34 protein-coding genes are annotated in these 26095 nt (G+C 57.9%); 13 read left to right on the plus strand and 21 right to left on the minus strand.

The features are described 5' to 3' along the window. Window positions 1-151: 151 nt before the first annotated feature. The 5 genes from HNP46_RS33265 to HNP46_RS33285 form a co-directional block, all read right to left on the minus strand. On the minus strand, window positions 152-805 hold the full coding sequence (locus HNP46_RS33265; RefSeq protein ID WP_184597747.1) for a hypothetical protein: 654 nt from the start codon (window positions 803-805) through the stop codon (window positions 152-154). Window positions 806-983: 178 nt separating this feature from the next. After that, window positions 984-1454, minus strand: coding sequence for a hypothetical protein (locus HNP46_RS33270; RefSeq protein ID WP_184597749.1), 471 nt, complete (start codon window positions 1452-1454; stop codon window positions 984-986). Between the two features lie 191 nt (window positions 1455-1645). Continuing rightward, on the minus strand, window positions 1646-2074 hold the full coding sequence (locus HNP46_RS35710) for a hypothetical protein (protein ID WP_221455210.1): 429 nt from the start codon (window positions 2072-2074) through the stop codon (window positions 1646-1648). A 173-nt stretch (window positions 2075-2247) separates the two neighbouring features. After that, window positions 2248-2709 (minus strand): hypothetical protein, encoded by a 462-nt coding sequence (locus HNP46_RS33280; RefSeq protein WP_184597751.1) that lies wholly within the window; start codon window positions 2707-2709, stop codon window positions 2248-2250. A 186-nt stretch (window positions 2710-2895) separates the two neighbouring features. Continuing rightward, window positions 2896-3708, minus strand: a complete 813-nt coding sequence (locus HNP46_RS33285; protein ID WP_184597753.1) for a hypothetical protein — start codon at window positions 3706-3708, stop codon at window positions 2896-2898. Between the two features lie 682 nt (window positions 3709-4390). Between HNP46_RS33285 and HNP46_RS33290 the strand changes: the two genes are divergently transcribed. The 3 genes from HNP46_RS33290 to HNP46_RS33300 all read left to right on the plus strand — a co-directional run bounded on the left by HNP46_RS33290 (window position 4391) and on the right by HNP46_RS33300 (window position 6605). Continuing rightward, complete coding sequence (locus HNP46_RS33290) at window positions 4391-4612, plus strand: hypothetical protein (protein ID WP_184597754.1); 222 nt, start codon at window positions 4391-4393, stop codon at window positions 4610-4612. A 149-nt stretch (window positions 4613-4761) separates the two neighbouring features. Beyond that, on the plus strand, window positions 4762-5190 hold the full coding sequence (locus HNP46_RS33295; protein ID WP_184597756.1) for a phage holin family protein: 429 nt from the start codon (window positions 4762-4764) through the stop codon (window positions 5188-5190). A gap of 128 nt (window positions 5191-5318) precedes the next feature. After that, on the plus strand, window positions 5319-6605 hold the full coding sequence (locus tag HNP46_RS33300) for a hypothetical protein (RefSeq protein WP_184597758.1): 1287 nt from the start codon (window positions 5319-5321) through the stop codon (window positions 6603-6605). Window positions 6606-6651: 46 nt separating this feature from the next. Here the strand turns inward: HNP46_RS33300 and HNP46_RS33305 are convergent, their stop codons facing one another. The 6 genes from HNP46_RS33305 to HNP46_RS33330 all read right to left on the minus strand — a co-directional run bounded on the left by HNP46_RS33305 (window position 6652) and on the right by HNP46_RS33330 (window position 12956). Next, window positions 6652-7983, minus strand: a complete 1332-nt coding sequence (locus tag HNP46_RS33305; RefSeq protein WP_184597760.1) for a hypothetical protein — start codon at window positions 7981-7983, stop codon at window positions 6652-6654. After that, entirely contained in the window at window positions 7973-9244 is a 1272-nt protein-coding gene (locus HNP46_RS33310; RefSeq protein WP_184597762.1) for a hypothetical protein, read from the minus strand. Before HNP46_RS33310 ends, HNP46_RS33305 begins: the two co-directional genes overlap by 11 nt. Further along, window positions 9241-10530: a hypothetical protein gene (locus HNP46_RS33315; protein ID WP_184597764.1), complete on the minus strand. Its 1290-nt coding sequence runs from the start codon at window positions 10528-10530 to the stop codon at window positions 9241-9243. Before HNP46_RS33315 ends, HNP46_RS33310 begins: the two co-directional genes overlap by 4 nt. A 42-nt stretch (window positions 10531-10572) precedes the next feature. Next, a complete protein-coding gene (locus tag HNP46_RS33320; RefSeq protein ID WP_184597766.1) occupies window positions 10573-11229 on the minus strand; it encodes a hypothetical protein in 657 nt (218 codons plus the stop codon). Further along, window positions 11226-12248, minus strand: a complete 1023-nt coding sequence (locus HNP46_RS33325; RefSeq protein WP_184597768.1) for a hypothetical protein — start codon at window positions 12246-12248, stop codon at window positions 11226-11228. The genes HNP46_RS33320 and HNP46_RS33325 overlap by 4 nt, the downstream gene beginning before the upstream one ends. Before the next feature lie 432 nt (window positions 12249-12680). Next, window positions 12681-12956 (minus strand): hypothetical protein, encoded by a 276-nt coding sequence (locus HNP46_RS33330; protein WP_184597770.1) that lies wholly within the window; start codon window positions 12954-12956, stop codon window positions 12681-12683. Window positions 12957-13064: 108 nt separating this feature from the next. Between HNP46_RS33330 and HNP46_RS33335 the strand changes: the two genes are divergently transcribed. Continuing rightward, entirely contained in the window at window positions 13065-13613 is a 549-nt protein-coding gene (locus HNP46_RS33335) for a hypothetical protein (RefSeq protein WP_184597773.1), read from the plus strand. Then, a complete protein-coding gene (locus HNP46_RS33340; RefSeq protein WP_184597775.1) occupies window positions 13610-13942 on the plus strand; it encodes a hypothetical protein in 333 nt (110 codons plus the stop codon). Before HNP46_RS33335 ends, HNP46_RS33340 begins: the two co-directional genes overlap by 4 nt. Window positions 13943-13987: 45 nt before the next feature. Here HNP46_RS33340 and HNP46_RS33345 read toward each other — a convergent pair whose 3' ends face one another. From HNP46_RS33345 to HNP46_RS33355, 3 genes are all read right to left on the minus strand, one after another. Then, window positions 13988-14617, minus strand: a complete 630-nt coding sequence (locus HNP46_RS33345) for a C40 family peptidase (RefSeq protein ID WP_184597776.1) — start codon at window positions 14615-14617, stop codon at window positions 13988-13990. A gap of 98 nt (window positions 14618-14715) precedes the next feature. Then, window positions 14716-15606, minus strand: coding sequence for an RNase H family protein (locus HNP46_RS33350; RefSeq protein ID WP_184597779.1), 891 nt, complete (start codon window positions 15604-15606; stop codon window positions 14716-14718). A 54-nt stretch (window positions 15607-15660) separates the two neighbouring features. Beyond that, on the minus strand, window positions 15661-16029 hold the full coding sequence (locus HNP46_RS33355; RefSeq protein ID WP_184597780.1) for a hypothetical protein: 369 nt from the start codon (window positions 16027-16029) through the stop codon (window positions 15661-15663). A 176-nt stretch (window positions 16030-16205) separates the two neighbouring features. Here HNP46_RS33355 and HNP46_RS33360 point away from each other — a divergent pair, with 176 nt between their 5' ends. Then, window positions 16206-17276 carry a hypothetical protein gene (locus tag HNP46_RS33360; RefSeq protein ID WP_184597782.1) on the plus strand — a complete coding sequence of 357 codons (1071 nt, stop codon included), beginning with the start codon at window positions 16206-16208 and terminating at the stop codon, window positions 17274-17276. A 25-nt stretch (window positions 17277-17301) separates the two neighbouring features. Here the strand turns inward: HNP46_RS33360 and HNP46_RS33365 are convergent, their stop codons facing one another. Next, window positions 17302-18078 (minus strand): hypothetical protein, encoded by a 777-nt coding sequence (locus tag HNP46_RS33365; protein WP_184597784.1) that lies wholly within the window; start codon window positions 18076-18078, stop codon window positions 17302-17304. Between the two features lie 164 nt (window positions 18079-18242). On the opposite strand from HNP46_RS33365, the gene HNP46_RS33370 reads away from it, so the two are divergent. Continuing rightward, entirely contained in the window at window positions 18243-18959 is a 717-nt protein-coding gene (locus tag HNP46_RS33370) for a hypothetical protein (RefSeq protein WP_184597786.1), read from the plus strand. A 27-nt stretch (window positions 18960-18986) separates the two neighbouring features. On the opposite strand, the gene HNP46_RS33375 is transcribed toward HNP46_RS33370, so the two are convergent. From HNP46_RS33375 to HNP46_RS33395, 5 genes are all read right to left on the minus strand, one after another. Next, a complete protein-coding gene (locus tag HNP46_RS33375) occupies window positions 18987-19469 on the minus strand; it encodes a hypothetical protein (RefSeq protein WP_184597788.1) in 483 nt (160 codons plus the stop codon). 119 nt (window positions 19470-19588) lie between these two features. Beyond that, window positions 19589-19969 carry a hypothetical protein gene (locus HNP46_RS33380; RefSeq protein ID WP_184597790.1) on the minus strand — a complete coding sequence of 127 codons (381 nt, stop codon included), beginning with the start codon at window positions 19967-19969 and terminating at the stop codon, window positions 19589-19591. 11 nt (window positions 19970-19980) lie between these two features. Next, window positions 19981-20652: a hypothetical protein gene (locus tag HNP46_RS33385; protein ID WP_184597792.1), complete on the minus strand. Its 672-nt coding sequence runs from the start codon at window positions 20650-20652 to the stop codon at window positions 19981-19983. Window positions 20653-20772: 120 nt separating this feature from the next. After that, window positions 20773-21009 (minus strand): hypothetical protein, encoded by a 237-nt coding sequence (locus tag HNP46_RS33390; RefSeq protein ID WP_184597794.1) that lies wholly within the window; start codon window positions 21007-21009, stop codon window positions 20773-20775. A gap of 76 nt (window positions 21010-21085) precedes the next feature. After that, window positions 21086-21535, minus strand: a complete 450-nt coding sequence (locus HNP46_RS33395) for a hypothetical protein (RefSeq protein WP_184597797.1) — start codon at window positions 21533-21535, stop codon at window positions 21086-21088. Window positions 21536-21905: 370 nt separating this feature from the next. Between HNP46_RS33395 and HNP46_RS33400 the strand changes: the two genes are divergently transcribed. The 6 genes from HNP46_RS33400 to HNP46_RS33425 are packed head-to-tail and all read left to right on the plus strand — an operon-like array spanning window position 21906 to window position 24659. After that, complete coding sequence (locus tag HNP46_RS33400; protein WP_184597800.1) at window positions 21906-22298, plus strand: hypothetical protein; 393 nt, start codon at window positions 21906-21908, stop codon at window positions 22296-22298. A 2-nt stretch (window positions 22299-22300) separates the two neighbouring features. Next, complete coding sequence (locus HNP46_RS33405) at window positions 22301-22906, plus strand: hypothetical protein (protein ID WP_184597802.1); 606 nt, start codon at window positions 22301-22303, stop codon at window positions 22904-22906. Further along, on the plus strand, window positions 22906-23334 hold the full coding sequence (locus HNP46_RS33410) for a hypothetical protein (RefSeq protein WP_184597804.1): 429 nt from the start codon (window positions 22906-22908) through the stop codon (window positions 23332-23334). The genes HNP46_RS33405 and HNP46_RS33410 overlap by 1 nt, the downstream gene beginning before the upstream one ends. After that, complete coding sequence (locus tag HNP46_RS33415; protein ID WP_184597807.1) at window positions 23331-23771, plus strand: hypothetical protein; 441 nt, start codon at window positions 23331-23333, stop codon at window positions 23769-23771. The genes HNP46_RS33410 and HNP46_RS33415 overlap by 4 nt, the downstream gene beginning before the upstream one ends. Continuing rightward, window positions 23768-24232 (plus strand): hypothetical protein, encoded by a 465-nt coding sequence (locus HNP46_RS33420; protein WP_184597810.1) that lies wholly within the window; start codon window positions 23768-23770, stop codon window positions 24230-24232. Before HNP46_RS33415 ends, HNP46_RS33420 begins: the two co-directional genes overlap by 4 nt. After that, the gene (locus HNP46_RS33425; protein WP_184597813.1) at window positions 24225-24659 is read left to right on the plus strand and encodes a hypothetical protein; all 435 of its coding nucleotides are present in this window, start codon (window positions 24225-24227) and stop codon (window positions 24657-24659) included. Before HNP46_RS33420 ends, HNP46_RS33425 begins: the two co-directional genes overlap by 8 nt. On the opposite strand, the gene HNP46_RS33430 is transcribed toward HNP46_RS33425, so the two are convergent. Then, on the minus strand, window positions 24656-25792 hold the full coding sequence (locus HNP46_RS33430) for a hypothetical protein (protein WP_184597815.1): 1137 nt from the start codon (window positions 25790-25792) through the stop codon (window positions 24656-24658). The genes HNP46_RS33425 and HNP46_RS33430 overlap by 4 nt on opposite strands. Between the last annotated feature and the right edge of the window lie 303 nt (window positions 25793-26095).

The raw sequence follows: 26095 nt of genomic DNA on the forward strand, positions 1-26095 counted from the left end.
TCTCGACCACCATCCGATCAACCGAAGCTCGATGTTCGATTGAGGTATTGCTGCAGCGCCAGTGGCTTCGCTTGAGTCGAGAGGCAGGCCCCTGCCAGGGCCTGCCAGAATCGTAGGTTACGCCCCCTGGCCGGTCAACACCTTACTCGTGCTACAAACCTAGCTTGTCGAAGAGATCTCCAGAGTTCTCGAACGAGATGATCCCCTTCTCTTCGCGCGGTGCGTTCAGGGCAGCTGCAGCTTCGTAGTTAAGAGGCCTTCCCAGGTCGCGGATGTTGAACCGGATCTGGGCTACTGGCACCTGGAAGTGTTCAGCGATATCACGCATCCCATGTAGGATCAGCGTAGAAACCGTCCGCTGATCCAACTCTCTGTCGGATACCAGGGCCATGACATTGAGCAGCTCGGTCTTAGATACCTCGAGGTCGACGATGGCATTAGGAGCTGCGCCAGAGCCCAAAGCCTGCTTTGCAGCAGCGTAGCGCGCATCAAGCGCGATGTAGGTCTTTTTTCGGGTCGCCATCACCTCATGGATCGAGATGTGGCGCATATCAGTGACCCCAGCAGGAAGCTTCGGGAGGGAAGCACGAATATCTGGCCCACCAGGCGCCGCTGCGCACTTGCGCTGGGCATCAGTGAAGTTGGCAAAGCCGGCGCGCTGAGCAAGCTCGGCCAGGGCCTCGACGTGAGTGCAGCCAGCAGCCTTCTTCAGGCGCTTCGCATCGCGCTTGATTTGCTCAAGGAGAGCATCGGAAGGTTGGGCAGCGAGGGACTTGGTGTAACGGGAGAAATCGAACTGCGACATGGAAGCCTCCGGTTTCAGCGGAATGTCTCTCGGCAACCATTGCTGACCAGGATGGCCTACATAGATAGGTGTACGCAGCGTGGATTCCCACTTTGCATCGCCGAGAGGCAGGCTTCTGCTGGAGCCGCCGCAACATTAGCCCCTAGGCCTGGTATTGTCCAGGCCCCGGTGCTCCCCACTAAACGTCAAGCGGGAAGTGAACCTTATAGCCCTTAACCCCTTCGTGCAGAATCGTCTGATACAACGCAAATTGAAGATCCTGAGTAAAACCATCAAGCTCAAAAGGCTCAGTCACAGGAAGTCTCTCCAAAACATCCAGCAGCTGAGCCTTACTGACGCGTAGAGATACCGAATCTGGTGTATCGGCACCCTCAGGAATCATTTTGACTAGATCCACCCATTGGGCCAGGTATTCTCGGGCTTTCTCCAAACTGTATACCTGACGGGGAACGGAGGGCTCAGCAGTGCACCTGCGCTGCGCATCAGTGAAATTGGAAAAGCCAGCCCGCCGAGAAAGCTCATCGAGTGCCTGGGCATGGGTAACGCCAGCCAAAAGCTTAAACCGTTTTGCATCACGCTTAAGCTGCTCAAGAAGCGCAATGGATGGGCGCTGGGCAAAGGACTTAGAGTACTGAGACAGATCGAACATGAGAGGCTCCTGGGATCAGCACAATGTCTCTCGGCTACCATTGCTGCCCGTGGGCCTTCATCAGAGGTGTTCGCAGGGTGTTTCCACACTTCGCTTCGCCGAGAGGCAGGCTTCTGCAGGAGCCGCCATAACAGTAGCCCCGAGGACTGAAAGATGTCCAGGCCCTGGAGTGGTTCTCCACACCCTTCGCCTCAGTCAGAACTTGATGGCAACACGTCGAGATCGCCATTCTGGCTGGTGAAGACCCTATAGAGCCTTACCTGTCCAGACTTGATTGAGAGGTCTCTCTCACGCTTACCAGGATTGGCCGCACATAGGCCTGAGCCTTCCAACGCGGCGCCGAGAAGGTGCTCCCCCGGAGTGATGTAGAAGCTTGCCTTCTCCCTGGTGTCCAACCGGGCAGCACGCTCACCATCGATGAAAACTGTCGCGAAACAGCCTCCGCCAATGAAGCCGCTATCTCTGATGACTATGAGGTGGCCCGAGCCAGGTATTTGAGCCTGATGCAGAAGGACACGATCTGCCGGGGCGGCAATAGATTGCTCCAGAGGAACTGAGGTGGTGGAGCAGCCGGCGAGTGCGAAGCAACAGGCGCCAATCAATGCGAGGAGAGGTTTCATGAAGGAATTGCCCTGTAGGAGTCCAGCAGATGATGCTAGTCCACAGACAGGCTGTTGGGGCCATGCCGCATATGGAAGGGCTGGCCGGCCAGGTGGCCAATGTAGCTCTGTAGCTCCCGCTCCGGAATTAAAAGGCCCAGGTTAGACACCAACCTGGGCCAGTAGAGCTAGCCCTAGAAGGGAGCTGACGAACTTGCAGCTCGAAGATCCTTCATCACATCGGTCTCAATGGAGAAACCAAAGAATTCGTCCCTACCAGCCTGCGCCCAGGCCCTTTTGAGCACCTTCATCCCCGAGAACATAAACTCCGAACGCTCCTCCTGTTCAAGGTTATGCACCTCCGAGGCGCCACCCAGGCCCAGCAACTCGCTCTGTTTGACCCTCAAGATCAACAGGTGGTGCTGGTGCGAAAGGTCTGGCGCAATAGTTCCGAGGAGTCGCTTGATAAGATTAGCCTCGCTGCCGGACACGCAGGCTAGCCTGGCATTCTCGAAGCTAGAGAAGCCAGCCTCTCTGGATACCGCCTCAAGTTCAGTACTGTGCTTTCCGCCCCCTTCACGCGAGCGCGATTTGGCCTCCTGCTTGATTCGCTTAAGGAGGCTCAGGGACGGGGTGCTATGGGCGAAATGTTTCATGGGTTGGACTCCTGTTGGTGGAATCCGTCACGGGCTCACAGAACCCGCCGGTTGGCATGCCCTCGAGGGGCTTTGGAGAGGAGTCTCCCGGCGCTGGCATCGCCGACGAACCGAATGCTAAGACTACCGAGCGATTCGGTCAAATCTTCGCTCGGTGGTTCTCAGACAGCCTGAATGAGTATGCGATCAGGGCTCGAAGCCGGAGTCCTCAGTCACCTTCCTGGGGTGGAAGGTGCCCAACACCATGCGGACATTATCGATAGGGATCAGCGCGCCAATGCCAAGGCGGATGAACTCCTCGTAGATCGGTTTGGCCAGGATGCCCAGGGAGTGGGTGGACAGGTTGGCCACCCAGAGAGCTTCCGATGTGCTGATCAAGCCGGAGACCTTTCGGCCGAGCATGACGCTGAGCACCGGGCGGAGTTCCGAACAGAGCTGGTACTGCTTCTCTGTGTGATCGTAGGCGGGCGCAGGGCGCGCGTTACGCAGGCGCCAGATGTTACCACCCTCGTCGTAGTCCACGAGCTGGCGCGGGCCTACCAGGCATAGGTAGGGCTTCTCGCTCTCGAAAACCCAGCGGGTGGGGTCGATCAGGTGCCCGGTATCCTTCACGATCCAGCCATGGTGGATCAGAGGTTTGCCCGCGAACAGGCTATCGTCAGCCACGAATCCGTTGTAGTGCCCGTAAACCGCAGTGCCTTTGATGATCCCTGCATTGACGATGGCCATGGCAATGCCGAAGCAGTTCCCCGGCCAACGTTCGAGCGGAACGTTGATGACCCTCGCCACCTCCTCTGCCGACGGCAGAGCCTCATCCAGTTCGGTTGGGATCAAAACGTAGGGGTACTCTTCCGCCAGAGCTTCGAGCGGAGAGAAGTCGTCATCGAAGGGTTCGTGCCATGCTCCCTGGTCGCTCACATTGAGCCCGAACTTCCGCGCGAGCACGCAGAGCTCTTCGTACCAGCAGTCAAAGTGAAGATCGTAGTTTTCGAGTTCCATGGCAGGCGTCCCAAGCGTTATGTAGCGCTCCCCATAAGGATGAACTAGCCATGCGCCACCACACAAGAAAAAAAGCCCGCTCCTAAACGGAGCGGGCTGTAAAAACAAATGCTAGGAGCCATGGGAAGGAGATCTCACGGCAGCGGCTAATCTACCTCAGCAGTAATTTTCTGTCAATTTCGCTGAAAAGGAGCGTCTAGAACCACCTTCTCCGGGGGATGCCGGCAACGCGTTTTATCCAGTTGCGACGCCGCTTCCAGGCATCGAATCTGATATCGACAGGTAGTAAACTTTCGACTTACCCCCTAGAGCACACTAAGAATGCTCCATACGGCAAAGGACTCCGCATTCGAGTTGTTGAGCACTCTCTTCTCCTCTGGATATGTCCGGGAGGGGAACGGCCGACTTCCTGATGGTGTTCCTCAATCCAAACGTCACATCCTCAGCCTCCCAGGGACAAGTATCCGCGTCTCGATTGGCAATGTGGTGTCAGCTATGTACCGCGTTGTCGACGGCCAAGCCAGGATCATAACAATGGCGCCCACACAGGACTTCCTGGAGCTATTCTCCCCAGCCCCGACACCGGCAGCCGGGCAGCGACTGATCCAATGAAACTCTAGGGGTGACAGCACTGGGCCCGCCGGGCAAGATGCCCCGATCTGATACCATCAAGGAGATCCCAATGAGCGGCCCACACTTCCCCCTGGTCAAAGGAATGCTGATCGAAGGGAAACTCTACACAGGGGTTTTCTCTGGGATCAAAATCAAAGGAACGATCACGAATTTCGCCCATAACGGCAAAGAAATCGTTGCCATCGTGGATGCAATCTGGCGTGACGACAAGCTCCCCTTGGGTGAAGTCGAAATTCCGATAGCTAACCTGAGCGCCATCTCCACCTGGTGAATCAAAACTGAAGGCCGCTTAGCGGCCTTCAAGGTCTCTGAAGGGGTGACATTAAGCACTCACTCGCCGTCACAATTCTGTCACGCGAATTCCCTATTTCCGGCATGCTCCCAGCGGTATGCTGTGCCGTCGCCACATAAGGAGCCTTCATGGCACGACTCCATAAGCAAAAACTCGATGCACTACAGGACATGGCCGATCAGGCTGAGGTTTGGCGGGATGGGAACTGGACACCAAAAGGGCACCTGGTTTTCTCAGGCCTGAAGTACTTCTTCCTGCTCAGCGCCGTGCTCTGGATCTGTTTCTCGTCCGGGCCAGACTGGTCAGGAGTACCGATTGCTGCGGGGGGTACCATCGTCATCGCGGCCGGCACTGCGGTGTGGATCTTCCGACGCCTGCGCAGGAACCCACCACTGCAAACCTGGGCGCAGCAGCTCTTTTCCTGCATGACCCGCTATCAGCAGCTCGACCAGACTGCGATCCAGCGCTTCTCGACCTTCCAGAACGGCCGCGAGATCAGTGCCGGCGTGATCCTGGAGTGGGTCTCCCAGGAAGTGCGGTACATCTACGAAGCTTGAACGCCTGCCAAAATCGCCTCCGCAATTTCATTGAAAAGGAGGCATTCTCCATGATAAAAAATCGATCCTTTTGACCGGGTTGGTTCGCCCAGCCCAGACCCTTTGGCTCGATTTCATGGAGGTGCGCAATGGCTTCACCGCTTCAGGCCCCAAAGACCCCCTTGGAGCTCTACTCCTCGAACCGTACCTACGAGGCTGTGAGCTCCGAGGGTGTCAGGTTTCAGGTCAAATTCCAGCTTAAGGGCCGCCAGTCAGCCATCGACGTCGCAGTAGCGAACTTCCTGGACATGCGCGATGCATTGACCGGATTCCGCAAGTGGGAGCTCTACATCGCCGGCAACAGCTATCGCGGCCCACAGAGTGAAGCGGTCGTCTGCCTGATCAATCCCGAGATGCGTAACGTCCTGATGATCGGCAAGATGGTCATCAACAAGAACGTCAACACAGCCGCCTACGTGAACATGATCCATGAGGTGCCGAATGCAGCGAACTCGTCCCGAGAAGAGCTGCAGCAGCATCTCTACTTCCACGGACTTATCGCCAAAGACCAGCCGCTGAAGAAGCCCAACGAGTACCTCGCCGAGGAAGTGCGCCGCTTCGTCCCGACGCTACTGCACATCCGCAGCCACGCGGATGCCACCAGCAAGAACGTCACTGTCCTGGTGCAGGTCAACTACAAGGGCAAGACCACGAAGCAACGAATGGTATTCGTTCGAAACGCCGAGAACGAACTTATCGCCAAGCGATTCGCTATCAAGCGAAAGACAGAGATCAACATGCACGAGCAGATCATTGCTCGGGCAGAACTGCAGGCCCTGCGCCAGGTCTTCCTGCACCAGCTGGGTGCCGGCGAAGACCGCTATGTGGGTGCAGAACAGGTAGTCGTGGAAGTATCGAACCTGGCCGCGCGCCAGCTCCTGAACCACACACATGTACTGCCAGGCATGTTCGTCTCCGAGTCGGCCTACTTGGGCGCCCGACTCAAGGGCAGCCGCATCCTCCCTCTGTCCACCAATCTACTCCCGGACAGAGAGGCCTACGAGACAGTCGAGCTGATCAACGGCAACCGGAACGAAGAGTTCGTGCAGACGCCTGTCGGGCCGGTACGCGTGACCATTCACGCTGTCGAGAAGATGGCTGCCCGATACGTCCCTGACGGCGCCGGTAACTCCTGGGGGCGCCTGCTGAAGCTGTGCGAGGGCCTGGAGCTACTGGCCGGCGCCCGCCCCTTCAGCCGACTCAAGCACAACAACAACACCGTCACCGCCGGCTCTGGCAATTGGGCGATGATCCTGGGTGATGAACCCCAAGGCCAAGGCTTGCGCGTGATCGTGACCGTGTACAGGATGGATCAAGAGCGCCAGCAGGAAATCGTCAGTACCGCCCGCAGTGTAGGCGACCGCCTCTACGCGTAGCGCTCGCAACAATGAGAAGGCCCGGCAGATGCCGGGCCTTTTTGTTTCAGTCGCCGTCGGAGCTTGATGGCGAGTCGTAGCTATCGCCTGAACCACGCCGGGTGTCATCATCAGAGCCCGAGCTCTCACGAGCCCCCTCCTCCTGACCACCCGAGCGGCCAAGCTCGATCTCCGAGTTGTGGCGCAGGTGATTCTGGAAGGTCAGTAGCTCGATGGAGTCGTTCACGTAGCTGGCTATCACCACGTCCAGGTCGAAACCAGGCTCGTAGGTACGCCGGCCGTTGAAGGCCCCCATCTCACGCGCAGCACTGATCATCTGTTTCGCCCTGGGAATCTTCGAGTCAACCTCAACCTGGGCCTGCAGCGTGCTCTCGATGCGCTGGTTCAAGGCTTCCTCGCGCAACAGCTGTTCCAGATAGGCACCCACCAACTGGCGCTCACGGTCGTTGGTACTCGCCTCAAGCATCCTGCGCACCACACCCGAGCCCATACGCCCGAAGTCATTCGATACCCGCGAACGGATACCGATCATGGTGCTATCCCTGGATTCCTTGTACGACTCCTCCGTCTCGAAGAGCTGCACGATCTCAGCCTGGGTTACCCCCAAAGACTTCTTCAGTCGATCCAGACGCGCCGTCAGTGCCGGGATGTTGTTCCGTGCGTCCAGGTCAGCAAGGAACTGATCTTCGCAGGCCTTCAGGGTGGTGAGCTTGTACTCGTGCTGCTCCAGGTCGTCCTTGGCGTGCTGTTCCAGGAGCCCGAGCAGAACATAGCGATCCTGGTTCACAGCGAAGGAAGTGCGCTTGGCCAGATATCGATCAAGGATGCGGCTGAAGACGCCGGCACGGTAATCCTTGCTGCCATACTGCTTGGCCGCCAGGTGCGTGAACACCGAGTCGCGCTCGAACTTTTCACGCTTGACGTGACACTCGAAGATGAGTTCCCGCAGGTAGCTGCGGTAGTCCTGTACCTGTGCAGCCTGGATGTCCAGAGACTCCAGGATCTCCTGCAGCTCCCGGCTGCCCTTACGGATCAGCAGCACGTTAGCCTGGGCATCTTCCAAGGACTTCTCGGTCTGGGCGATGTCTCGGATCAGGTTAGCCTGAGTGGCGTTGGCCTCGGCCAGGCGGCCTTCAAGTCGGCCGATCTCCTGCGACCGCTGCATCACCAGCACCTCAAGGTCTGCGGATGCAGATTCACCCAGCAGCAAGCCCTGGACACGCAGATCGACCATCTCGCCCAGGTATTCGGCTTTACTGCGCCTTACCTCCTTCAGCTCGGTCTGCAACCGAGTGACGTCCAGCTCAAGGCGGTTCGAGGACTCCCGGAGGTCGTTGAGATGCGACTCCATACGGGCCTGAACATCGTTACCCTTCATGTACTGCTCCGAGTTCTACTGCGTCCTGAGTAGCTTGAATTACCCTGTAATTGAGACTGCGCATGCCTTCGAGAAGGCCTAACGCCTTGTAGCCGATCAGGTTGACCCGTGGGTTATCACCTGCGAGGAAACGCATTGCCTGGCTGAGCCTGCTGATCCGGTGCTTGAGCGCACTATCGTAATCACGCCAGGCGGTAGCCAGGGTCAGTGAGTCTTCGAGACTCTCCCCCGCGAGGAGGTACATCAAGACGATTTTGCCGAACTGGCCAAACTCGGTGTGGATGTCCACGCGGATGCCGCCGTTGTAGTCCAGCAGCGCAATGAGGAAATCATCAGTTCGTTCGACCGGCCAGATATCTGTCGAGTCCCAGCTCCAGTACAGGTCTCCATCCGACAGCGCCGAAAGCTCAGGGTAGAGTTCGCGGAGCTGCCGAACAGTTTCCATTCCCTCCGGAAAATCAGGGGCCGGCGAGCCGTTGAAGATACCCAGGTCGTTGAGTTGCGGAAGCGACCAGGCCAACGCCAGATTGTCGTGGGCGAACCTGAGTGACCTTGAGGCATTGGTGCCCCAGTCTTTGCTGAGCGCGTTAAGCGTCCCGAGATACGACTCCGTGATGTCGCCGTAGCCTGGCGCGAAGTTCTCAACCCGCCCAAGGTGGAGCGGTTCAGCATCGACCTGGTGCAGCCGGGTAAAATCCGGACGATCCGGAAGGATCATGAGCTCTTCAGGGTCGCGCATCTCAAGACGCTGGCCCTTGTGGAGAACTGTGCCCAGCACACCAGGAAGCGGCGAACTCCAGAGTTTGGAGGCTGCAGCATATGCGGCCTCTTTTGTGGGGAACGTCTCTTCGATACAGGCATAGAGCTGACGATGGTGGATGACCCACACACCACTGCCGGCGACCGTGGCAATCGAGTACGGGTCAGGGATGATCTGGTACTCCAGAGCAGCCTGCAGCGGGCTGATCCAGGCACCCGGAATGTGTCCCCTGACCCGTTCCTCATCGACGATCTTGCCGTCTTTCACGGCTTCACCATCCGCACAAACCGACCTGGCCAGGCGCTCGAAGACGAAGACCAACTCCCCAAGCTCGGGTTCGTCCGTGAAGCGATACAGCTCCTGCGGCACGCCAGGAACATCACGCAGCTGGGCATAGCTGATCGTCAAACCAGGAGCGTCAGGGAACATGTAAGAGGAATATTCATCGAAAATTGCGCCAAAAGGGAGCGGCTCTACACCTTCACTAGTCAGCTGGGTCATTTCGCTTCTCCAACAGGATCTGCTACTGCCTCGTCGGCGACCAGGACGCTCTCGCGGCGGCTGGAAATGATTTCTCTGCGCTTGCGCAGCATGTTCATGACGTCACTGGTGGTTGCCAGCGGTTCAGCCTTGTCCTGGATGCGCGGCTGCTCGCTGGACAGAAAATCCATGGCAGTGCACAGGGCATGGAAACGCTGGGTCACTGCATACGAAGCCAGGAACCACTGACGGATGCACTCTGCTGACTCTGCAACGGAACGGCCGGCCTTCATACCCAGCAAGATCAGGAAGCCCTCATCAGCGCTTACCTCGACTTGTTCAGGTGCAGGCGCCAGCTTGCAAACCAGGTAGGCGATAAACTTCGGGATGCGCTCAGCCTGCCAACCCTGTTGGATCGAACTATCCGGGTCAAGGAAGTGGTCATACAGCCAGAACAGTGCCGAATCGTTGAGGCTGGTCAGCTCTGGGTAGAGCTGACGAAGCGCAGTGACCTGGCCCCCAAAAGAGGCCGGCAATTGGTCAGAGAGGTTGAGCGAGGAGAGATCGGTTCCCGCGATCAGCTGGAACGCTTCATCTCCGATACTCGACGCCATGTTCCCGATTTCCCTGGCGCAGTGGTCGACGTCTGCAGCCAGTGTGCACCAACGGTTGTAGAGCTCATGGTCAACGTGACCGTAACCGGGCGCGAATCCCCTAGGTTTGAGGAAGATAGTGCGAGGTTTCTCAACGTCGAAAATACCTGTCAAGTCTGGCATCTGCGGCAACGACTCGATGTTGTAGTCGTAGACCATCTTCAATGGCTGCCCTTGATGGACGAAGTCAGCCTGGTCGGCGTTGTCCAGGATCGGGCCCGCGAACAGCATGCCGCCTGCGGCATAGGCCTCCTGGAGGGTATCGAACTCCACCGGGATGCGTGCAGCCAATGAGCGAATCCAGATTGAATACTTTCCGTTGAGCATGTGGTGTGGATAGTACGGCAGCGGCATTACCCACCAACGGCCCACCTCTTCCGGCTTCATCCAGGCCTGATCAACAAGGCGGCTCAGCACGGATTTGTCGAACTTGCCGTCGACAATGACCTCGGGAGTGGCCGAGATGTACTCCACCAGGGCCTTCAGCACGAAGATCCTGCCATCGCGGTGCACATGGGTTTCTGTCGGAATGCCCGGCTCCTTGCGAAGCAGCATCAAAATGTCGTCACGGACTCGGAAATGGCTCTGGACGGAGAAGAACTCGTCCGGACGGACGCGCTTAGAAGTGCCGTTGCCGGCGACGAACTGACTCATCTCTGATCCTTTCAGGAGACTGATGGGGGTACGCGCGGCCGGTTAGGTGCGACTGCGCGGCTTGAATTTCGCTTTCGAGGGCTGGCCCAGGTCAATGCGGGTCTCCCCTGCCGCCTTGAGGCCGAAGACGTGCCCGAGTTTGATCTTGCCGGACTCGATCTTGTCGAAATCGGCTTTGGAGACTTCCTGCATCCAGGTGTCGATAAGCACGACCTGGTTTTCCTTCTCGCCGGGAGCAAGGAATGGCAAAGGGTGGCCATCCATGTCGACCAGTTGCATGGTGACCATGTAGGCGGTGCGCTTGCCCTTGCGCTGCTCTACCAGGGTTTCGACCTTGCCTGGCGTACTTCGGCCTTCGGCTAGGACTGCCTTGCAGTCAGAGGCGATGAACAAGGTCAGGGCATCAAGGTACTCTCTGGTTTTCTCCAGGCAGCGCAGGTGATTGCCCTGGATGCACTGATCGCCATTGGTGAGCAGTGTCTTGCCAACCACGTAGTGGTCGAGCTGGAAGAATTCGTAGGCACCCTGACGCGCGCGGTAGCGGTCAACGGCGATAGCCATGCGATCTTTGGCTAGCGGGGCCTCTCCGAGCTTCACCTTGGGATAATCGGGTGTAGAGCACCCCACCATAGCCACTGACAGCGCGCACGCAACAGGGAGCCTCAGAAGCGCCTTCACGCCGGCCTTGAATACGCTCATTGGGGTGCTTGCTCAGTTTGAGGGGCCTGGGGGCGCATAACGATCTCCAGGGAGCCAGCTGGCTTGCGGCCAATCGAGCCGCCGGCCTTGATCAGCTCTTGGAACAGGTACGGATAGGAAAGATCGTTGTACATCGCCTCGGAGACCTCGTAGAGCTGGTATGCACCAAACTCAACCCTAGCAGGGTCTTTTGCGGCCAGGATCGGAGAAGCCACGATCCGGCCGTCCTGAACCGCAACGATCTTCACGAAGTAGTGCATGCGGCCGTCGGCGCCGATGCCGCTCTCGCGCGCCAGGGAGCCATTTTGCATCATGACCTGTACGTCGCAATCGCAGGCGAAGTACGTGCCCAGTGTGTGCAGACGCTGCAGCTGCTCCGGGTATTGAGCAACCAGACGGTGTTCAGCAACGCTGGCGGCCTGCGCCAGCACCGAGTTCACGATGGGATTGTTCTGAACACCCTTGTTGGTGAAGCCGGCGGTGAAACCCGCGACCTTGCCAGAGAACTCGACGAACTTCTCGTCCAGCTCGGACTGGGAAACGTTGGGCTTTTCAGCTTGCGGCATCAAAGCCCGGATCTGTTGCTTGCTCGGCGCCAGCGCCGCCCAGTCTGCAGCCGTTGGCAGACCCCAGAAGCGCTCGGCCGGGGCATCCCGCAGGGAGTAGATGCCTGCTGCAGTCGCCCCTCCTACCAGGGCTACGAAGAGGCCCAGGTAGACTACGGCTCTTTTCACGCCACGGGGCGCCAGCATCGAGTAGGACACCAGCTTGGCCAAGCGACTGCCATTCCAGGGCGCCGGCAGCAGGCGCGTCTCGCGGTATGCATCGAGGATCTGCGCGGCTTGCTCATCAGACTGATCGTCCATACCCAGCGCACGGCGCTGCGCTGCCAGCTCTTCCAGGGCATCCTCGCTATATCCGCACGACATGCGCCACATAGCCGACGGATCGCGGAGCGTTCCGAGATGGCGCACGAATGCGGATTCAGCGTTGCCGGATGAACCTGCCCTGACAGACATGAACAAAACCTCGACAGAAGTAAGCCCTGGCAGCTCAGCGAGCCAAACGGTGAGGGCACAAATTCAAGCGATCATAAGCCGTCATGGATCGACCGTCAATTTGGTATGTATTGCAGGATTCGGTCTGCTGAAATGCGCATGGATACTGGGCTATATCGGTTTCACCTTCAGCCGAATTACGAATGAAAAAGGAGCCCAAAAGGCCCCTTTCTCGTGTCGCGCAAGCGGGTAGTCGTAGCGTTCGCTTAGCAGCCAGGCGGTGCACCACCTGGCGGGTCGGAAACCAGCCTCAACGAGGATGATCCTACCACTGAGTCGGCGACCTCAGCCCCCAACACGGCTCGGACACCATCGCCGATTGCCCGGCCGAAATGCCCTTGGGAACTTTCGCAACACTTACAATGGTGCCGGCGCGGCCGGAGACCGTCAAGTTCAACGCCTCAAGAGCGCCCTACCGATATCGCAGAAGGTGTTCAGGATCATGGCCCAGCCCTCCAACCACAGCTGTACGGCCATCAGAAAACCGATGCTGATGATCTTAGGGGCTGCGAGCAGCAACACTGCAGCCATTGAGCCCTGCTTTGAGCAGAGTCCGGCCCGGATCTTCCGCTCTACCTGGTGGACATACTCGGTTGCGGCCGTGATGTTCAGCCATCCCCAGGAGAACTCGAGGATGTTGCGGCGCTTAGGATTGGAGGTTTCAGACATCTGGCGTGCCTTGCTTTGGGTTTAAAACAACTATAAGGCAAAACTCTTTTTGCGCGAAATTGCAGACACTGCTAGCCTGAATGCATTAACAGGCAAAAGGAGATTGCGATGATCATTAACCTCGCTTCCGTAATCGGTCAGTCCTACGCCCTGGGCAGCGCTCTGGGCAAGCAAATCCTCCCCGAACTGACTGAACGCATCGAACGAAATATGGACAGGGCCCTGGTTGCTATCAATCTGGCTGGCATCGAGCGCCTGGACTGCAGTTTTGCAATGCACTCCCTCGTTCAGCTGGTTAAGCTCTACAGGGAAGAAAGCGTAATTTACGTCACCCATGCAGATCAGGACGTCCTCGATAACATCAGCGGCGCCTGTTACATCCGCGATGAAAGGATGCGGGGATATGGCCCCAAGGGGATCGAACTTCTGGGTCAACCCCTTCCAGCCCTCCCCCTGGCCACCCTTGAAGTGGTTACCCCGATGGCGCGCTGCACTACCGTGCAGGTTGCTGAAGCCCTCGGGATTACCGTATCGAACGCCAGCACTCGCCTGAAGGTTCTCTTCAAACTGGGCTTGATCAATCGAGAGGCCAAGAATTCCCTAACGGGTGGAAACGAATTCATCTGGATCAGCCCAACCATCAAAGAAGTCGAATGAACAAGCAACTGAGCAAAAAGGATTTCATCAAGAACATGGAAGACGCAGGGTTCTGCACCTGCGGGGCCTGGGGCGATGCCTTGGAGCGCATCCGAGACATGCTGAAGGTTATCTCGGTGCAAGGCGAAGGTCGCACCGAAAACCTGAGCAAGCTGATCCCTGACGACGGGGTCTGCCACATCTTCCTCTGCTGGATGGACAAGGCCGGCTGGCTTGAACATGGCGGAGCAATCGGGGGCGCATGGCTCACGCCGCTTGGGCACCAGGTGCACGATCTCCTGAAAGATATGGCAGCCGATGATCTGGAAGAGATTTTCAGCTACCTCTAACGAAAAAGCCCGCCAAACGGCGGGCTTCTTCATTGCAGGTGCCGGTCAGAGCACGCGCTTCGCAGTAAGATAGGCGCGCTTCCAATATGCAGCCTCGAGGTCATCCAGGCGCACCCGGCCACCGCGCGACGGCGAGTGCACGAAGCGATTGTCGCCAATGTAGATGGCCGCGTGGTCAACGCGTTTGTTGCGACGAGACGAGAAGAACAGGAGATCGCCTGGCTTGAGCTGATCTCGGGAGACGGTCTTGGCAGCACCCATGCTGGCCATGTCGCGAGAGGAGCGCGGCAGATCGATGCCGGTGTCACCGAATACGTGCAGGATCAGACCACTGCAATCAAAGCCTGTGCTCGGGTCGGTACCACCCCAGCGGTATGGTGTGCCGATCAGGCCGATGGCCTCCATGATCACTTCAGAAGCCGGGGTGGCCTGCTCTGTGACTTTCTTGCGGTCAGCGGCGTTCACACGTTGAATGCCGTAGAGATGACCATGATCCTTGGGATCAATCTTGGCCTTGACGGCAGCGGCCGCCGGCTTCGCTACAGGCTCTTTTGCCTGGGAAATGAGGCCAGACTGCTCAACAGCGGCGTCTGGTACGTTCGGTTTCTGCATGCTGGAACAGGCGGCGAGCAGCGACACAGAGAGAAGAAGGCCGGTACGGGTAACGAAAGACAAAACACGGCTCCATCGGTAAATTGTTGAAAATAAGGGCGAAAAAGAACGTCCAACTTAACACTTTGACGCCCTGTCAATCAACAATTTATGCATAAAGGTCACATTTCGAAGCTATGCGACCTCTCTGCCTCGCGCTTTGCTGCGCGCCTCGCAAGCCGGTCGGCTGTCTCGTTGTGCCTAACCCCGCTGTGCCCTTTCACCCATTCGAACCTTACCTGGTGGCTGGCGATCAGCCTATCGAGAAGCACCCAAAGTTCCCGGTTCGAGACCAACTTGCCCGAGTCCGGGAGCTTCCAAGCGTTCTCCTTGATCAGCGGTAGCTGCATCACGTTGTGCGTGACGTAGACGCTGTCGGTGTAGATCAGGATCGGCTTGTCCGAAGGCAGCATCTCCAGCGCCCGGATGGCGGCAATCAGCTCCACGGCGTTGTTGTCGGAAGCCGGCATACCGCCGCTGGACTCATGCACGCGCCGGCCGTCATCGACGACAGCGCCCCACCCGCCCGTGCCGATCTCCGGATAGTAGGCCCCGTCGATGTAGGCGCTCAGGTGCCGGTCATCGTGATCGCGGTCTGTAGCCAGATAGCAGGCGCGGGACAGCAGCGAGCGGAAGGCCGGCGCGACGTTGAGCTCGGCATCAGCGGTGAACCGTCGGCTGAACTTGTGGATGCGCTTCCATAGCCCCTCATGGGGGAGACGACGACCATCGACCTTCCAGTCATTGGCCCTCCACTTCGCCAGGGCGCCGGCCATGCCCTCAGCCAGCTCGGCGTTGTTGGTCTCGACGTGGAGCTGCGCGCCCTCGGTGATATGCGTCAGATGATGAAGCGCCTGCAGCATGGCCTGCAGGGCCAGGCGGTTGGAGCTGCGCGTATGCGAGGAGCCCGAGAACTCCTTCGTCTGGTGGCCGTACTGCACCACGCACGACCACCCGCCTCGGCCTGACTTCTCCGATACCGTGCTCGCCACGTAGATTCCGACGGTGCCCATAGCGCCATCCCAAGAGCTGAATTAGCTCTAAATTGCCACAGGATGGGGGCAGATTTAAAGCTTCGTGGCGGGCTCGATGATCACGACATCTCCGTTCGGAAACATCTTGTACTCCCTACCAAAGCACCGGAAGTAACAGTGGCCATCGAGAAGAACCAACGAAGGCAAGTGCCCGTAGTAGTGCTGGAGGAAGTCCTTGAGCTTTTCGCGGTAGGCATCATCCCCACCTGGCAGCACCTGGTTCAGGCGTCGATCAACCAGGTACTCGCCCATTCTGACCAGGCCGAGGGCGACCAGGAAGCAGCCAAAGGCGTATATCCAGGTGGTGTTGGCACCATGCAGCCTGAACGACTCAACGAGATTGACGGATGCCACGGAGACAAACAGCCAGAGGATCGCGCTACGCAGAGGGAGGTGGTGCATCTTGGCTCCGATGGGGAGGTGTGAAGTATGAGCTTACCGGGGATGCCACTTCCTGGCGAGACAGTGCGTCATTGGCCATGGCACCGGCCGAAGGCGACGTGCGGGCCCTTTGACAGCCTGATACGAAGCGCTATCGTTTCGAGGCGGCATAATAACATCACAGGAGTGAGCCAATAATGCGCGTCGCAATGTTAGGGCTGGTACTGGTGGGGCTGGCAGGGTGTTCGACACAGGGGGAGGAAGACTCGAAATGGGTCGGCCATGCCGAAGGTCGCTTCGTCAAAGCCAACAAGTTCGACGAGCGATTCACCTCATCCCCCTCCTCTCGTGATGGGATGTGCCTGCAGACGGGACAGACATTTGAGATCCGACTTCAGAGCCTGGTGGTCGGATGGGAATTCGACAGCGCGTTGGAGAAGCTCACCAGCGATCCGGGGAACGAGCTGGGTGTCTTCATCACCGTGAACAAATCCAGGCCCGGTACAGGTGCCGTAGTGGCAGCGCCGGCCCCAGCGGTAGCAATCGACCCGAACAACCCGACCCCAGCTGCGGCAGCTCCCGCAGCTGTGCCAGCGGCCAAGCCGGCCGTTGCAGCTGCGAAACCTGCGGCTGCAGCCAAACCAGCAGCGCCAGCAGATAGCACCGGAGGAGGCTTGGAGGTAGCCCCGCCAGAGATCCCTAAATCAGATGTGGCAAAAGACGCTACCCCTGTCCAGGGCGGCACCCTGACAAACCCGGTGGAGCGCCGGCTGGTGTACATCACGGACTCGACCTACCCCAAGACCGATATGAACGGCTCCAACCTCCTGGTCTACAGCGACACCTACGATGGGTCGGACTACACGATCACATTTGAGGTGGTTGAGTTCGATGAGGCCGGCTTCGACCAGTTCGCCGGCATCGCCCGAGAGCTGGCCAAGGCAGCCCAGGAGTCAGGCATCTCGGCAAACCTGCCCTACTCAGCCCTGCTGACCAAGGTTGGCAGCGCCATGTACCGTTCGATCAAGCGCAACGACAAGATCAACTTCTACAAGACGACCTTCCTGCCTTGCGACTCCGTCACTGGAGACAATTCGTCGGTGTTCATGCGGATGGGTGATTTCGCGGTGATCCGCGTGCCCCAGGATCAGCACGTCGTCGACTGGAGCGATCTGTCCTACGTTGGTGCCTCGAAGCGTGTCTCTTACCCGGCCGCCAAGGCAGATTCGACTTCCTACATGACCTTCAGCATCTACGGCCGGAAATAACGGCTCCCCAATGAAAAGGGCGCCCTTAGGCGCCCTCTTCCGCAACTTCCTTGATCTCGGCCGTCGCTTCCGGGTCGTTGGTGTAACGCAGCGTCAACCCGTCGTAGTGGACAGTCTTGAAGGGCGGGTTCGGGTCGCGATCCTCAGCGATCACCTTGCTGACCACTTTCTTCAGCTCGTAAGCCCGGAGGCCCGTAATGTCGATGTGGGGATGGCCGATTCCATGGCTTCCGTTCACCGGGTAGCCCAGAACGGCCTTGGCCGTGTTGATGAAGTCGCGGACGTCATTGCAAACTTCGATGCGCCGGGAGAACTCTTCGTTGTCGTTCCCCTTGTAGTCGAAGAACGAATACTCGCGGTAGACCTCTTCCACGATCTGGAATTGGCCGATCAAGATGCGCGAGTAGGTGTCGAGCGCGTTAACCAGGGTTTGGCCTTCGGCCAGGCCGAGTTCGACGTTGATGCGGTCACCAGGTTGTTCCTGGAGAGCGAAGTCGAGAGCCTTCTGTACCGACAGAGCGCCCTGGGCGAAGGGGGAAAGCTGTACGTTCATGCCTTCGGAGCCCGTCGGGGCGCCGACGAGACGTTCGGCAGCGACCAGCGGCTGCAGCATCGCCGCCAGGTGCTTGTCGGTAGCCAGCGCTCGTGGCTGATTGGAATCGTTCTGCAGGGGGATGGTGCCTGCTTCAGCCAACTCTTCGATCACGCTGAACTGGTTCAGCAGAACCTTCAGGTAAACCGAGACGGCGGCTAGGGCGGATTGGGTCTGCTCACGCGTAGAACTCAGTGCAATCTTCTTCATTGCATCACCTCTCAAATCCTTTCTGAATCGGGCTTAGGACGGAATACTAAGTGCATTGAATGCACTTGTCAACGAAGTGCGAATTTCAGGGAAATTGCAGGATATACGCCTCGATGTTAACGTTGCGTTGATATAAACCAACAGCCACAGGATCAACTCACAGCATGGCCAGATGCAAAACAGAATCTCAGCAGGTCAGCGGTGCCAACCCGGCTTCTCTCCCGGAAATCCTGACTCTATTGCGGCAAGAGCGAAAGCACTCTGTCATTATCTCAAAAAGAGGCGTTGAGGCTCGGGAAGTGAAGAGCTGGCTCATGAGCTTCGCAGACAACGAGCTACCTCTGCCATCCTTGATTGTTGCTGACTCCTTCAACTGCCCCAGTATTCTAGACTCTCTTAAGCAACTGAAGCTGCCTTACAGTCTTACCACTCTGTCGTCCTTGCAGGACAAACTCTCACCCACGTTCTTCGAGCAGATCGCCGCCAGCTCCGTTGTCCAGGTGATAATTGCCGATCTGTTCTCTGACGGGCAGGGCGCTTTCTGGAACTCTCTTGGAGAGTATGTAGGCAGCCACATCGCTCTTCAGAACGCTGGCGCTGAGATCTGTGCACCGACTCTCCCCATCCTAGTGATGAACTTCGATGAGAAAATGCCTGAGGGATTCAGTAGCTTGGTGGAAAATGCTGCTTTCGCAGTTAACCTCATCATGATCACAGACCAAACTGAGTCGCAACTCGAGGTAAGAAAAGCGGGAAGCCCTGAGCGTGAGATATCAATCTCCGAATACAGGCAAAGAGCATCACGCTTTGCAACTATGAAGATTTCGCTATTTGGCTCGATTGAGTCCTTTGTTGATCCGCACAAGCTAATCCAGGCATGAAAAGGGGCGCATCTGCGCCCCTTTTCTTTACCCGGCTTTCGCCTGCTTGTCCTTAAGCATCCTCGCACTCAGCGCCGCCTCGCAGGCCAGGTCATGGAGCTCGTCCAGGCGCGCCGGACGGAACCCATTCGCGTTATGAACCCATCCCTCCCCGTTCACCAAGTCGAAGAATAGCCACTTCTGCGGAGTAGAGGTTCGCAGGGTGACATCAACCGGGGCTAGCAGATGCTCAATGGTGTCGCGGCTGCGCAACCGCTGGGCGCCCTCCTCTGCATCCATCTTGGGCCCAACGTCCGTCGCATCGGCAGCCGTAGCCGCTTCCGCGAAGGCATCGACTCTCATGCAACCGCCCAGGGCGCCTTCGCGGATCTTGCCGTCTACATAACCCCAGATCACGTCGAACAGCTGGGTGCCATCCTGGTAGAAGTTGGCCAACTGCAGGACTCGGCGCTCCCCTCCGGGGAAGTTGAAGCTGGAGCCGACGGTGACGGCCTCGATTGGTACGGGCATAGGGGCTTCCTCAGGATTGCTGCGGCCGCCTGGGTGGAGCTGCCGAGGATTGCAGATTGAGAATCCCCCGTAGGGGACTGGGGACGGCGGGCCGAAGAGTTCAGGCCCGCCTTTAGGGGTCACGCCGGGGTTGCTTTGTCGGCCTGTGCAGCCTTGGCTTGATCACGGGCGTCGAGCTTCTGGCGAATCTTCTCCGCAAACGGAGCCGGGATGAAGGCCAGGATGAAGCTGAACAGAACGATACCGAAACCACCCGGCAAGAACGCAGCAAACACCGCGACGATGACCGTCAGGCAGCTGGGTATCAGCTTGGCCACGATGCACGCTAAGAACGCGAGTAAGTCGGCCAGGAAGTTCGGCACCCACAACACATGGTAGAAGTCCTGGATGATGTACTTCAGCTCGATCCAGGAAACGAAGGTCGCGATAGCCGCGAAGTTGAAAGCCGGGCCGACAATCGCAAACATGAAGATCGGCCAGAGAATCAGGTAAGCACGCATGTCACGTCTCCTCAGATGGCGCCATCTTTCCAGGACAACACGGAGAAACTCCGGGTCTTCATGATCCACGACTGAATCGGGCTCCGATTCGTGTCGCGGCGCAGATCAGCCTTGACCACTACGTTCTTGTTGAAGCCATCGATGATGAACTCAACGGTGTTGTAGCCCAGGAACTTCAGCGTCATGCCGGTGCACTCGTTCGCGGGATTATCCAGCGGTACGAGCTTGCCATTCTGGGTTCGATCCACGTAAATCATGTCGCCAGCGTTGATGTCGTTGGCACGGGCAGCGTTGTACTTGCGGGCGCCCTGGTCTATCGAACAGTACGACCTGGAGAACGCCGGGTAGCCATCGACTTTCGTGTAGCGCTCCGGGATGCCTGCAGCCTTCAGCTTCTCGATATCCGGGCCCGAGAAGACGATGCGGAAACCGTCCTCGAGCGCGTTCGGCACGCGGCCATAGACGACCCCTTTGTCCATGACGTCCAGCTCGAGGTGAGCGTTGATGGGCGTCGTGTGGGGATAGCCATTGACGTTGAAGCCCATGGAGACATCACCGACATAGTGGTCTGCCACCGGGGTGCGGATATAGCCGAACAGAACCTCGGCAACGAGCCAGATCACCACCAGGAGCATGAGTGCTGCCCGGAAGCTCTTGAAGCGGAAGGGATACTTTGTACTCATCGCCAATCCTTTTGTGATGATTGTTTTGCGCGGGGATGATATCGATGCCGGCACCTGACAGCAATATGCCATCAGGGAGCCGCTATCATCTGATCTGCAATTGCAAGCTAAAGCGGCCGGTTAGGACTCAGCTTGTGCCTGCCCTTGCTCCACTGCTTCGGCTTCGGTTGCTTCGATCTGGGCGTTGATCACCTTCATCTCCGCCTTCAGCTCAGACACGCCACCGTAGAAGTGACGGTCGCCTTCGGGGAAGGTGATGTGCCAGGGGGAATGGGAGTCCACGCGGACGGCGTTGAAGGTGCGTTCGCCGATAGTGTGTTCGACGGACTGCTGTTCTTCTTTCTGCGGAATGGCCATGTTCGAATCCTTTTCGAGGTTGGCTGGGGTGGAGCATACCGGCCCTGCAGGCCGCAGGGCCGGCACTGGCGCCGGCTTAGAGTACGCCGGAGTACTTCGCTTCGATAGCACGCTGTTCGCGGATGTGCTGCTCGTAGCTGATTTCCTTGTCCTCGAGCTTGTGGTCGAGGTCACGCAGGGCTTTGGCCTTCTCGCGCTCTACCGAAGCCTTGGTGGCGTAGTAGTTACGAGCTTCGGCGGCGCCGTGGGTGTCAAAGGGCATCCAGAGGGGCCCGAGGAACGGGTATAGTGGCAGGGTACTTACCGCCAAGAATGGGTGACCCGTATAGAAGTAGCCCGCCATCGGGAGTACGCCGAGGCCAGCGGCCAGGGCCGGGTTCTTCTCATGAACTTCGAGGCCTTTCTGGCGATAGGTTTCGAGCTCTTGCTCTTGGCCCTCGATCAGCTTGGTTGTGCAGCCCTGCAGGGTCACACCGAGAACGGCGACAGCCAGGAGCGCCTTGGCAGCGGATTTCATCGAACGCATGTTTCCCTCAATTTCAGTCTGTTGTGTCCGTTGCCGTCCGTTTTGGCCTAGCGCCGAACCTGGGGCAAGTATAATTGAATGCACTTTTTTCAGTCAACAAATACCGCTTCTTTTTATCGTTTATTGCAGGAAAGATCATACCCACAACCCTGATTCTGCCTAGCTCCAGGCATAGTGCGGCGTGGTGTTCAATGCTCCGCCACTTCTTGCCAAAACAGCATTCTGCCCAAGAACAATCAACCCTGCATAGAGCGTTGTAGAAAGCCCACCTGCAGGCCCCCACGAAAGCGTCCTTTATAGACATATTGCAAGCCAACAACTCCCCTGCCACTATGCCTGGCTATCGGCATTAGCCCATGAAAGGCTCCCCATGTCTGCCAAGATGGCCAAGCTCAAGCAGAGCACCTACGCGCTCACCAGATGGTTGTACCAAGATGCCGCGCCGTGGATCGTGCTAGCGTTCTTCGGCACCCTGACCTCGATGGTTGCCGGGAAGTGGATGATCACCTCTCCAATGCTCGGTGCCCCTCCAGAGCTCGTAGCCCTAGCAGCTCGTGCCGACTGGTGCTTCTTCAACAACAACGTGCTCGTCAGCCTACCGATCACCCTCATGGGGCTGTTCGCGCTGACTCTGATCTTTGGGCTCTGGTTTGGCCTGGTTGGCCCTTTCATTTTCGCCACAGCCCTTTGGCTGCACATGGGTAACCAGAGCCGAAAGCGCTCCAAGCAGCACTCCGACAAGAACAAAGACCCCGAGGTTTGACGATGAGCACCAGCGACAACCAGCTGCCCTGTGACATCAATACCCTGCGCGCCGGCCTGTGGCCTGCCATCTATGACACGATCTGCAAACCGTTGCTGCTGTGTGTTGTCTATGCCGTGTGCTGGTCGATCTGGGCACTCGCATGGGCAGTCCACGGCGTATGCAAGGTGCTTAATGCCCCAGGCATCATCTGCCGCGCTGCGCTGAAGGTGATCGCCCTGGTGTTCGAAGCCGCCTTCTGGCTGGTGCTCAATGGGGTGAAGCTGGTACTGCTAGTTGTTGCAACTTGCCTGTGCTTTGTTGCTCTGCTGCAAGTAGGGCTCTTGGTTGCACACATTCCGGGCATTTGTGAGCTGTCGAACTACATCCATGGGTTCGACCAAGGCTGCGCCCAGGTACTTCCCCTGTTCATCAACGATGATCTCCTGACCCTGAAGCACGCGGCACTCGGGATCTTCAATTCGATCATCGCGGTCTGTTTTGTGGTTTTCGCCATTTCCGGACTGATTCTTGGTGCTATTGCAGTCCTTGAATACCTCTGCAACAAGGGTAGGAGCCAGCTGGCACGCACTCAAGGCATCCCCACTGGATCGGAACAGGTGCAGTGATGAGATCACTCGATCAGAACCCGCACGGCCCTGTCTCGGTTCATACCGCTGTCTCAGCCCCGGCAAACTGCACTCCAAGGACATTCCTTGCCGGTCTGTGGCCTTGGGTCACTGACTGTTTCTGGCCGCCCTTTGCACGCCCGGCCAAGTTCGCCCTGGGCTGCATGGCACTTTTCCAGGTGTCTATCCTGGTAGCACAGCTGTTGGATTTCCTGGGCTACTTCCCCTTTAACCAGCACCCAACGATCTGGATTTTGTTCACCGGGAGCTTGAGCGCCAACCTGATGGCCGTGGCCGGCGGTTTCTTCCCAACAGTGATCGCAATCTGGCTGACCATCATGGCTGGGATTTTCCTGCCTGAGTGGTGTAAGACGGTCTGCAACAAGGGCCAATCGCGACTCGCGCAAAAGGGAGTCGATCAGAAATGAGCGACGATCAGCTCAACCCTATTCCACTGACCCTACCCACAGCGCCGAAGGTGGAGTGCAACCTCCACACACTTTCGGTAGGCCTGGGCCCGTGGATCTCGGAAGAGGTCTGGCCGTACCTCAGGGGGCTACTTGAGATCCTTGGGTTTTGCCTGCTGTACTTCCAAGCCTCGATACTGCTCTACCGCCCCGTTTACCACTATGGCCTGAGCCCCTTTGATAACCCGCCGGGAGTATGGATTCTCTTCATCGGCGAACCCCACCTCCAGTTCGAGGCGGTTATGGGGGGCGCTTTCCCTACTTTCGTCGGTCTCGCTCTACTGGGTATCGGGCACTTAGCGTCCCGCGCGCTACTGCAGTCGATCTGCAGGAAGGGCCAGGAAAAGATCGCAGCGCGCGCAACCAGGTCAGCGCAACCAAAGGACAGCGAAGCATGAAAATGATCGAAGGTGGCGCCTTCCCACCCTACCCCGAGGTGTCGACCAACATCCCTGGCCAGGCTCCGGTACCCACGGGTACATCCCGCAGGATTTCGGCAAAATCGTTCAAGGTAGGTCTCCGCCCTTGGGCCAAGGAAGTACTCTGGCCTTTCTGCCGAGCCCTCCTTTTCCTGGGAGGCTTTTGCCAGCTCTGCGTCCTCGCCATCAACATCAAGACCTTGCTTGGGATCACTTTTCTCGATACCTACGCCCCTCACAGCTGGATCGTGTTCGGCGGCACCTTCAATCAAACGATGGACGACATTCTGGTGGGAGGTGTCATTTTAGTGCCAACCATTGCTGCAGTGGGGCTTAGCTATCTGTCGGGCTGGCTCCTCATGGACTCCATCTGCAGAAAAGGTGACCAGCGTCTCTCAGCAGAGGCTTCGAAACATCAGGACGAGGTGCCCAGTGCTTAACTCGACCCTTCAAGGCACACTCTCCCCGTTCGAGGAGTACGAGCCCTTCCAGAGCCTCCTGGGAGGCCATCAGAAGACGCGCTCAGGAAAACTGCTGCCGTGGATCACCGGAAGACTTTTTAACGCACTGGCGGCCCACCAGAAGCGCAGGGCGCGACATAAAGCGAAGGTTGCTCGGATGATGAAAGCCCGCGAAGACGAAATCGCTGCCGTTCGCTCCGCTGTATTTGAGCACCGGGCAGCATTGATCGGCCGGGTTTACCGCCTGCAGCGAGGCATTGGCAGCATGGATGGCCTGATCCAGCACGGCAGCCTTAGGCTACCAGTACGCGGGCCGGCATCTGCATCTGGGCGACACGTAGTCATCCGGGAGATCACCATCTCCGGCCAGATCATGGTCGAGCCGGCCAAGCACGTCCTGGACTAGATCCCGAGTACATCAACGGCCGCCAGGGTCTGCAGGCGGTCGTTCAGCTCTCCTTCCCTGCCCCGCAGAACATCCGGGCCGAATGCCTGGTACGCAAGCTCCCAGTCATCGGGCCTCTCCATCATGGCCAACACCGAATCTTGACCCTCAACCTTGGCAAGACCGGCCAGTATGTCCAAGTGGCCGGGTTCTCTCTCGGGATTAGCCCATGAAGCCCGGAACCGGGATATCAGCTCTTCGCAGCTCATGTCGGTCGGAATCCCTCGAATGGTGCAAGAACCCTCTTGCAGCCGACAAACAGCTTGGGTTGCCACTGCCCAATCTGAAGTGTCCTTTCGGGCAGTTCCAAAACTCACATCTACGCCAGCAGGGATGGTCACAGCTAGCTTTTCTGCCTCATAGCGAGATGGATTGATAAAGACCTCCCTTTCCGAGACATCCATTCCCAGGACTTCCTTGAGCATCCTAGCGAACAGCAGGCTGCTATTTGAGATACCGATTAGCTGGGTGAAGAAGTCGTCTGAGCAAACACTGGCTAAAGGCACCACCAACGAATGCATGTCTGACATAAGCGACTGAATGAAGGGGATCGAGTAGTTCTTGGCGAAGTGAAAACTTCCCGGCGGAGCGGCTGTTGCAGCAAGGCGCTCCCGGCAAATCCCAGCCTTGAGTGGCACCCGATTGGCCAAGACACCTGCAAGCTCATCCATCACCACGGGAGAGGCTTCCAGATGTGGAAATTGGCAGAGGAAAGAAGCTGTGGATCTGCACAGAACCATTCCGGCCACTTGACGTGCATCCAGTCCGCATTGCATCTCGTCAGTCGTCCACTTGACCAATAGCTCATGATCTAGGTCTGTCTCCGCTTCATTTGCGCTCCGAAGACCAAGGGTCAACCCCTTCAGCTGCTGATCAAAAATCGGATCGGTGAGATACCTCTCTTTCTCCTCTTTGAACCCAGGCAGCCAGGTGGCATAGGTCGAGCGAATATGCGTTCGTTCTAGCTCCTGACTATGGAAAGCATGCAGCGGTATTTGCTTTTCCCCTGAGCGAGTGTCCAACGTGACAAAGCGTACAGGGTGGAATGGCCGAAGATCGTCGGGATTCGCCTCAACCATCTCCTGCGTGGCCAATACCCACATCTCCTCAAACCAGGTGCTATCGATGAGCTGTCCTCTGGATGAGAGCGCTAGCGCCAACTCTGGCCGGTGTAGCACACCGTCGCGAAGCTCAGGAATGTAATTCCCGGCGAATTGTTTGGCAGGAGCATCAAAGCGGTAGCTTGGGTGTTTGTATGCTAGGCACTCATTGAAGATGTTGCACTGCCCCTTAAGACCTACCAGTGGTCTGCTCCCCGCATCTGAGTACAGGGACTCACGCTAATTTTGCTGCCTGTTTGCGCCGCCGAAATTCCCTTGGGGATCGGTAGTTCAAGG

The sequence above is a fragment of the Pseudomonas nitroreducens genome, from assembly GCF_014204515.1.
GTDB lineage: Bacteria > Pseudomonadota > Gammaproteobacteria > Pseudomonadales > Pseudomonadaceae > Pseudomonas > Pseudomonas nitritireducens_A.

Bases quoted from the DNA above. Each gene is read 5' to 3' on its own strand.
- HNP46_RS33265 (WP_184597747.1), bottom strand. From the start codon at position 805: ATGTCGCAGTTCGATTTCTCCCGTTACACCAAGTCCCTCGCTGCCCAA.
- HNP46_RS33270 (WP_184597749.1), bottom strand. From the start codon at position 1,454: ATGTTCGATCTGTCTCAGTACTCTAAGTCCTTTGCCCAGCGCCCATCC.
- HNP46_RS35710 (WP_221455210.1), bottom strand. From the start codon at position 2,074: ATGAAACCTCTCCTCGCATTGATTGGCGCCTGTTGCTTCGCACTCGCC.
- HNP46_RS33280 (WP_184597751.1), bottom strand. From the start codon at position 2,709: ATGAAACATTTCGCCCATAGCACCCCGTCCCTGAGCCTCCTTAAGCGA.
- HNP46_RS33285 (WP_184597753.1), bottom strand. From the start codon at position 3,708: ATGGAACTCGAAAACTACGATCTTCACTTTGACTGCTGGTACGAAGAG.
- HNP46_RS33290 (WP_184597754.1), top strand. From the start codon at position 4,391: ATGAGCGGCCCACACTTCCCCCTGGTCAAAGGAATGCTGATCGAAGGG.
- HNP46_RS33295 (WP_184597756.1), top strand. From the start codon at position 4,762: ATGGCACGACTCCATAAGCAAAAACTCGATGCACTACAGGACATGGCC.
- HNP46_RS33300 (WP_184597758.1), top strand. From the start codon at position 5,319: ATGGCTTCACCGCTTCAGGCCCCAAAGACCCCCTTGGAGCTCTACTCC.
- HNP46_RS33305 (WP_184597760.1), bottom strand. From the start codon at position 7,983: ATGAAGGGTAACGATGTTCAGGCCCGTATGGAGTCGCATCTCAACGAC.
- HNP46_RS33310 (WP_184597762.1), bottom strand. From the start codon at position 9,244: ATGACCCAGCTGACTAGTGAAGGTGTAGAGCCGCTCCCTTTTGGCGCA.
- HNP46_RS33315 (WP_184597764.1), bottom strand. From the start codon at position 10,530: ATGAGTCAGTTCGTCGCCGGCAACGGCACTTCTAAGCGCGTCCGTCCG.
- HNP46_RS33320 (WP_184597766.1), bottom strand. From the start codon at position 11,229: ATGAGCGTATTCAAGGCCGGCGTGAAGGCGCTTCTGAGGCTCCCTGTT.
- HNP46_RS33325 (WP_184597768.1), bottom strand. From the start codon at position 12,248: ATGTCTGTCAGGGCAGGTTCATCCGGCAACGCTGAATCCGCATTCGTG.
- HNP46_RS33330 (WP_184597770.1), bottom strand. From the start codon at position 12,956: ATGTCTGAAACCTCCAATCCTAAGCGCCGCAACATCCTCGAGTTCTCC.
- HNP46_RS33335 (WP_184597773.1), top strand. From the start codon at position 13,065: ATGATCATTAACCTCGCTTCCGTAATCGGTCAGTCCTACGCCCTGGGC.
- HNP46_RS33340 (WP_184597775.1), top strand. From the start codon at position 13,610: ATGAACAAGCAACTGAGCAAAAAGGATTTCATCAAGAACATGGAAGAC.
- HNP46_RS33350 (WP_184597779.1), bottom strand. From the start codon at position 15,606: ATGGGCACCGTCGGAATCTACGTGGCGAGCACGGTATCGGAGAAGTCA.
- HNP46_RS33355 (WP_184597780.1), bottom strand. From the start codon at position 16,029: ATGCACCACCTCCCTCTGCGTAGCGCGATCCTCTGGCTGTTTGTCTCC.
- HNP46_RS33360 (WP_184597782.1), top strand. From the start codon at position 16,206: ATGCGCGTCGCAATGTTAGGGCTGGTACTGGTGGGGCTGGCAGGGTGT.
- HNP46_RS33365 (WP_184597784.1), bottom strand. From the start codon at position 18,078: ATGAAGAAGATTGCACTGAGTTCTACGCGTGAGCAGACCCAATCCGCC.
- HNP46_RS33370 (WP_184597786.1), top strand. From the start codon at position 18,243: ATGGCCAGATGCAAAACAGAATCTCAGCAGGTCAGCGGTGCCAACCCG.
- HNP46_RS33375 (WP_184597788.1), bottom strand. From the start codon at position 19,469: ATGCCCGTACCAATCGAGGCCGTCACCGTCGGCTCCAGCTTCAACTTC.
- HNP46_RS33380 (WP_184597790.1), bottom strand. From the start codon at position 19,969: ATGCGTGCTTACCTGATTCTCTGGCCGATCTTCATGTTTGCGATTGTC.
- HNP46_RS33385 (WP_184597792.1), bottom strand. From the start codon at position 20,652: ATGAGTACAAAGTATCCCTTCCGCTTCAAGAGCTTCCGGGCAGCACTC.
- HNP46_RS33390 (WP_184597794.1), bottom strand. From the start codon at position 21,009: ATGGCCATTCCGCAGAAAGAAGAACAGCAGTCCGTCGAACACACTATC.
- HNP46_RS33395 (WP_184597797.1), bottom strand. From the start codon at position 21,535: ATGCGTTCGATGAAATCCGCTGCCAAGGCGCTCCTGGCTGTCGCCGTT.
- HNP46_RS33400 (WP_184597800.1), top strand. From the start codon at position 21,906: ATGTCTGCCAAGATGGCCAAGCTCAAGCAGAGCACCTACGCGCTCACC.
- HNP46_RS33405 (WP_184597802.1), top strand. From the start codon at position 22,301: ATGAGCACCAGCGACAACCAGCTGCCCTGTGACATCAATACCCTGCGC.
- HNP46_RS33410 (WP_184597804.1), top strand. From the start codon at position 22,906: ATGAGATCACTCGATCAGAACCCGCACGGCCCTGTCTCGGTTCATACC.
- HNP46_RS33415 (WP_184597807.1), top strand. From the start codon at position 23,331: ATGAGCGACGATCAGCTCAACCCTATTCCACTGACCCTACCCACAGCG.
- HNP46_RS33420 (WP_184597810.1), top strand. From the start codon at position 23,768: ATGAAAATGATCGAAGGTGGCGCCTTCCCACCCTACCCCGAGGTGTCG.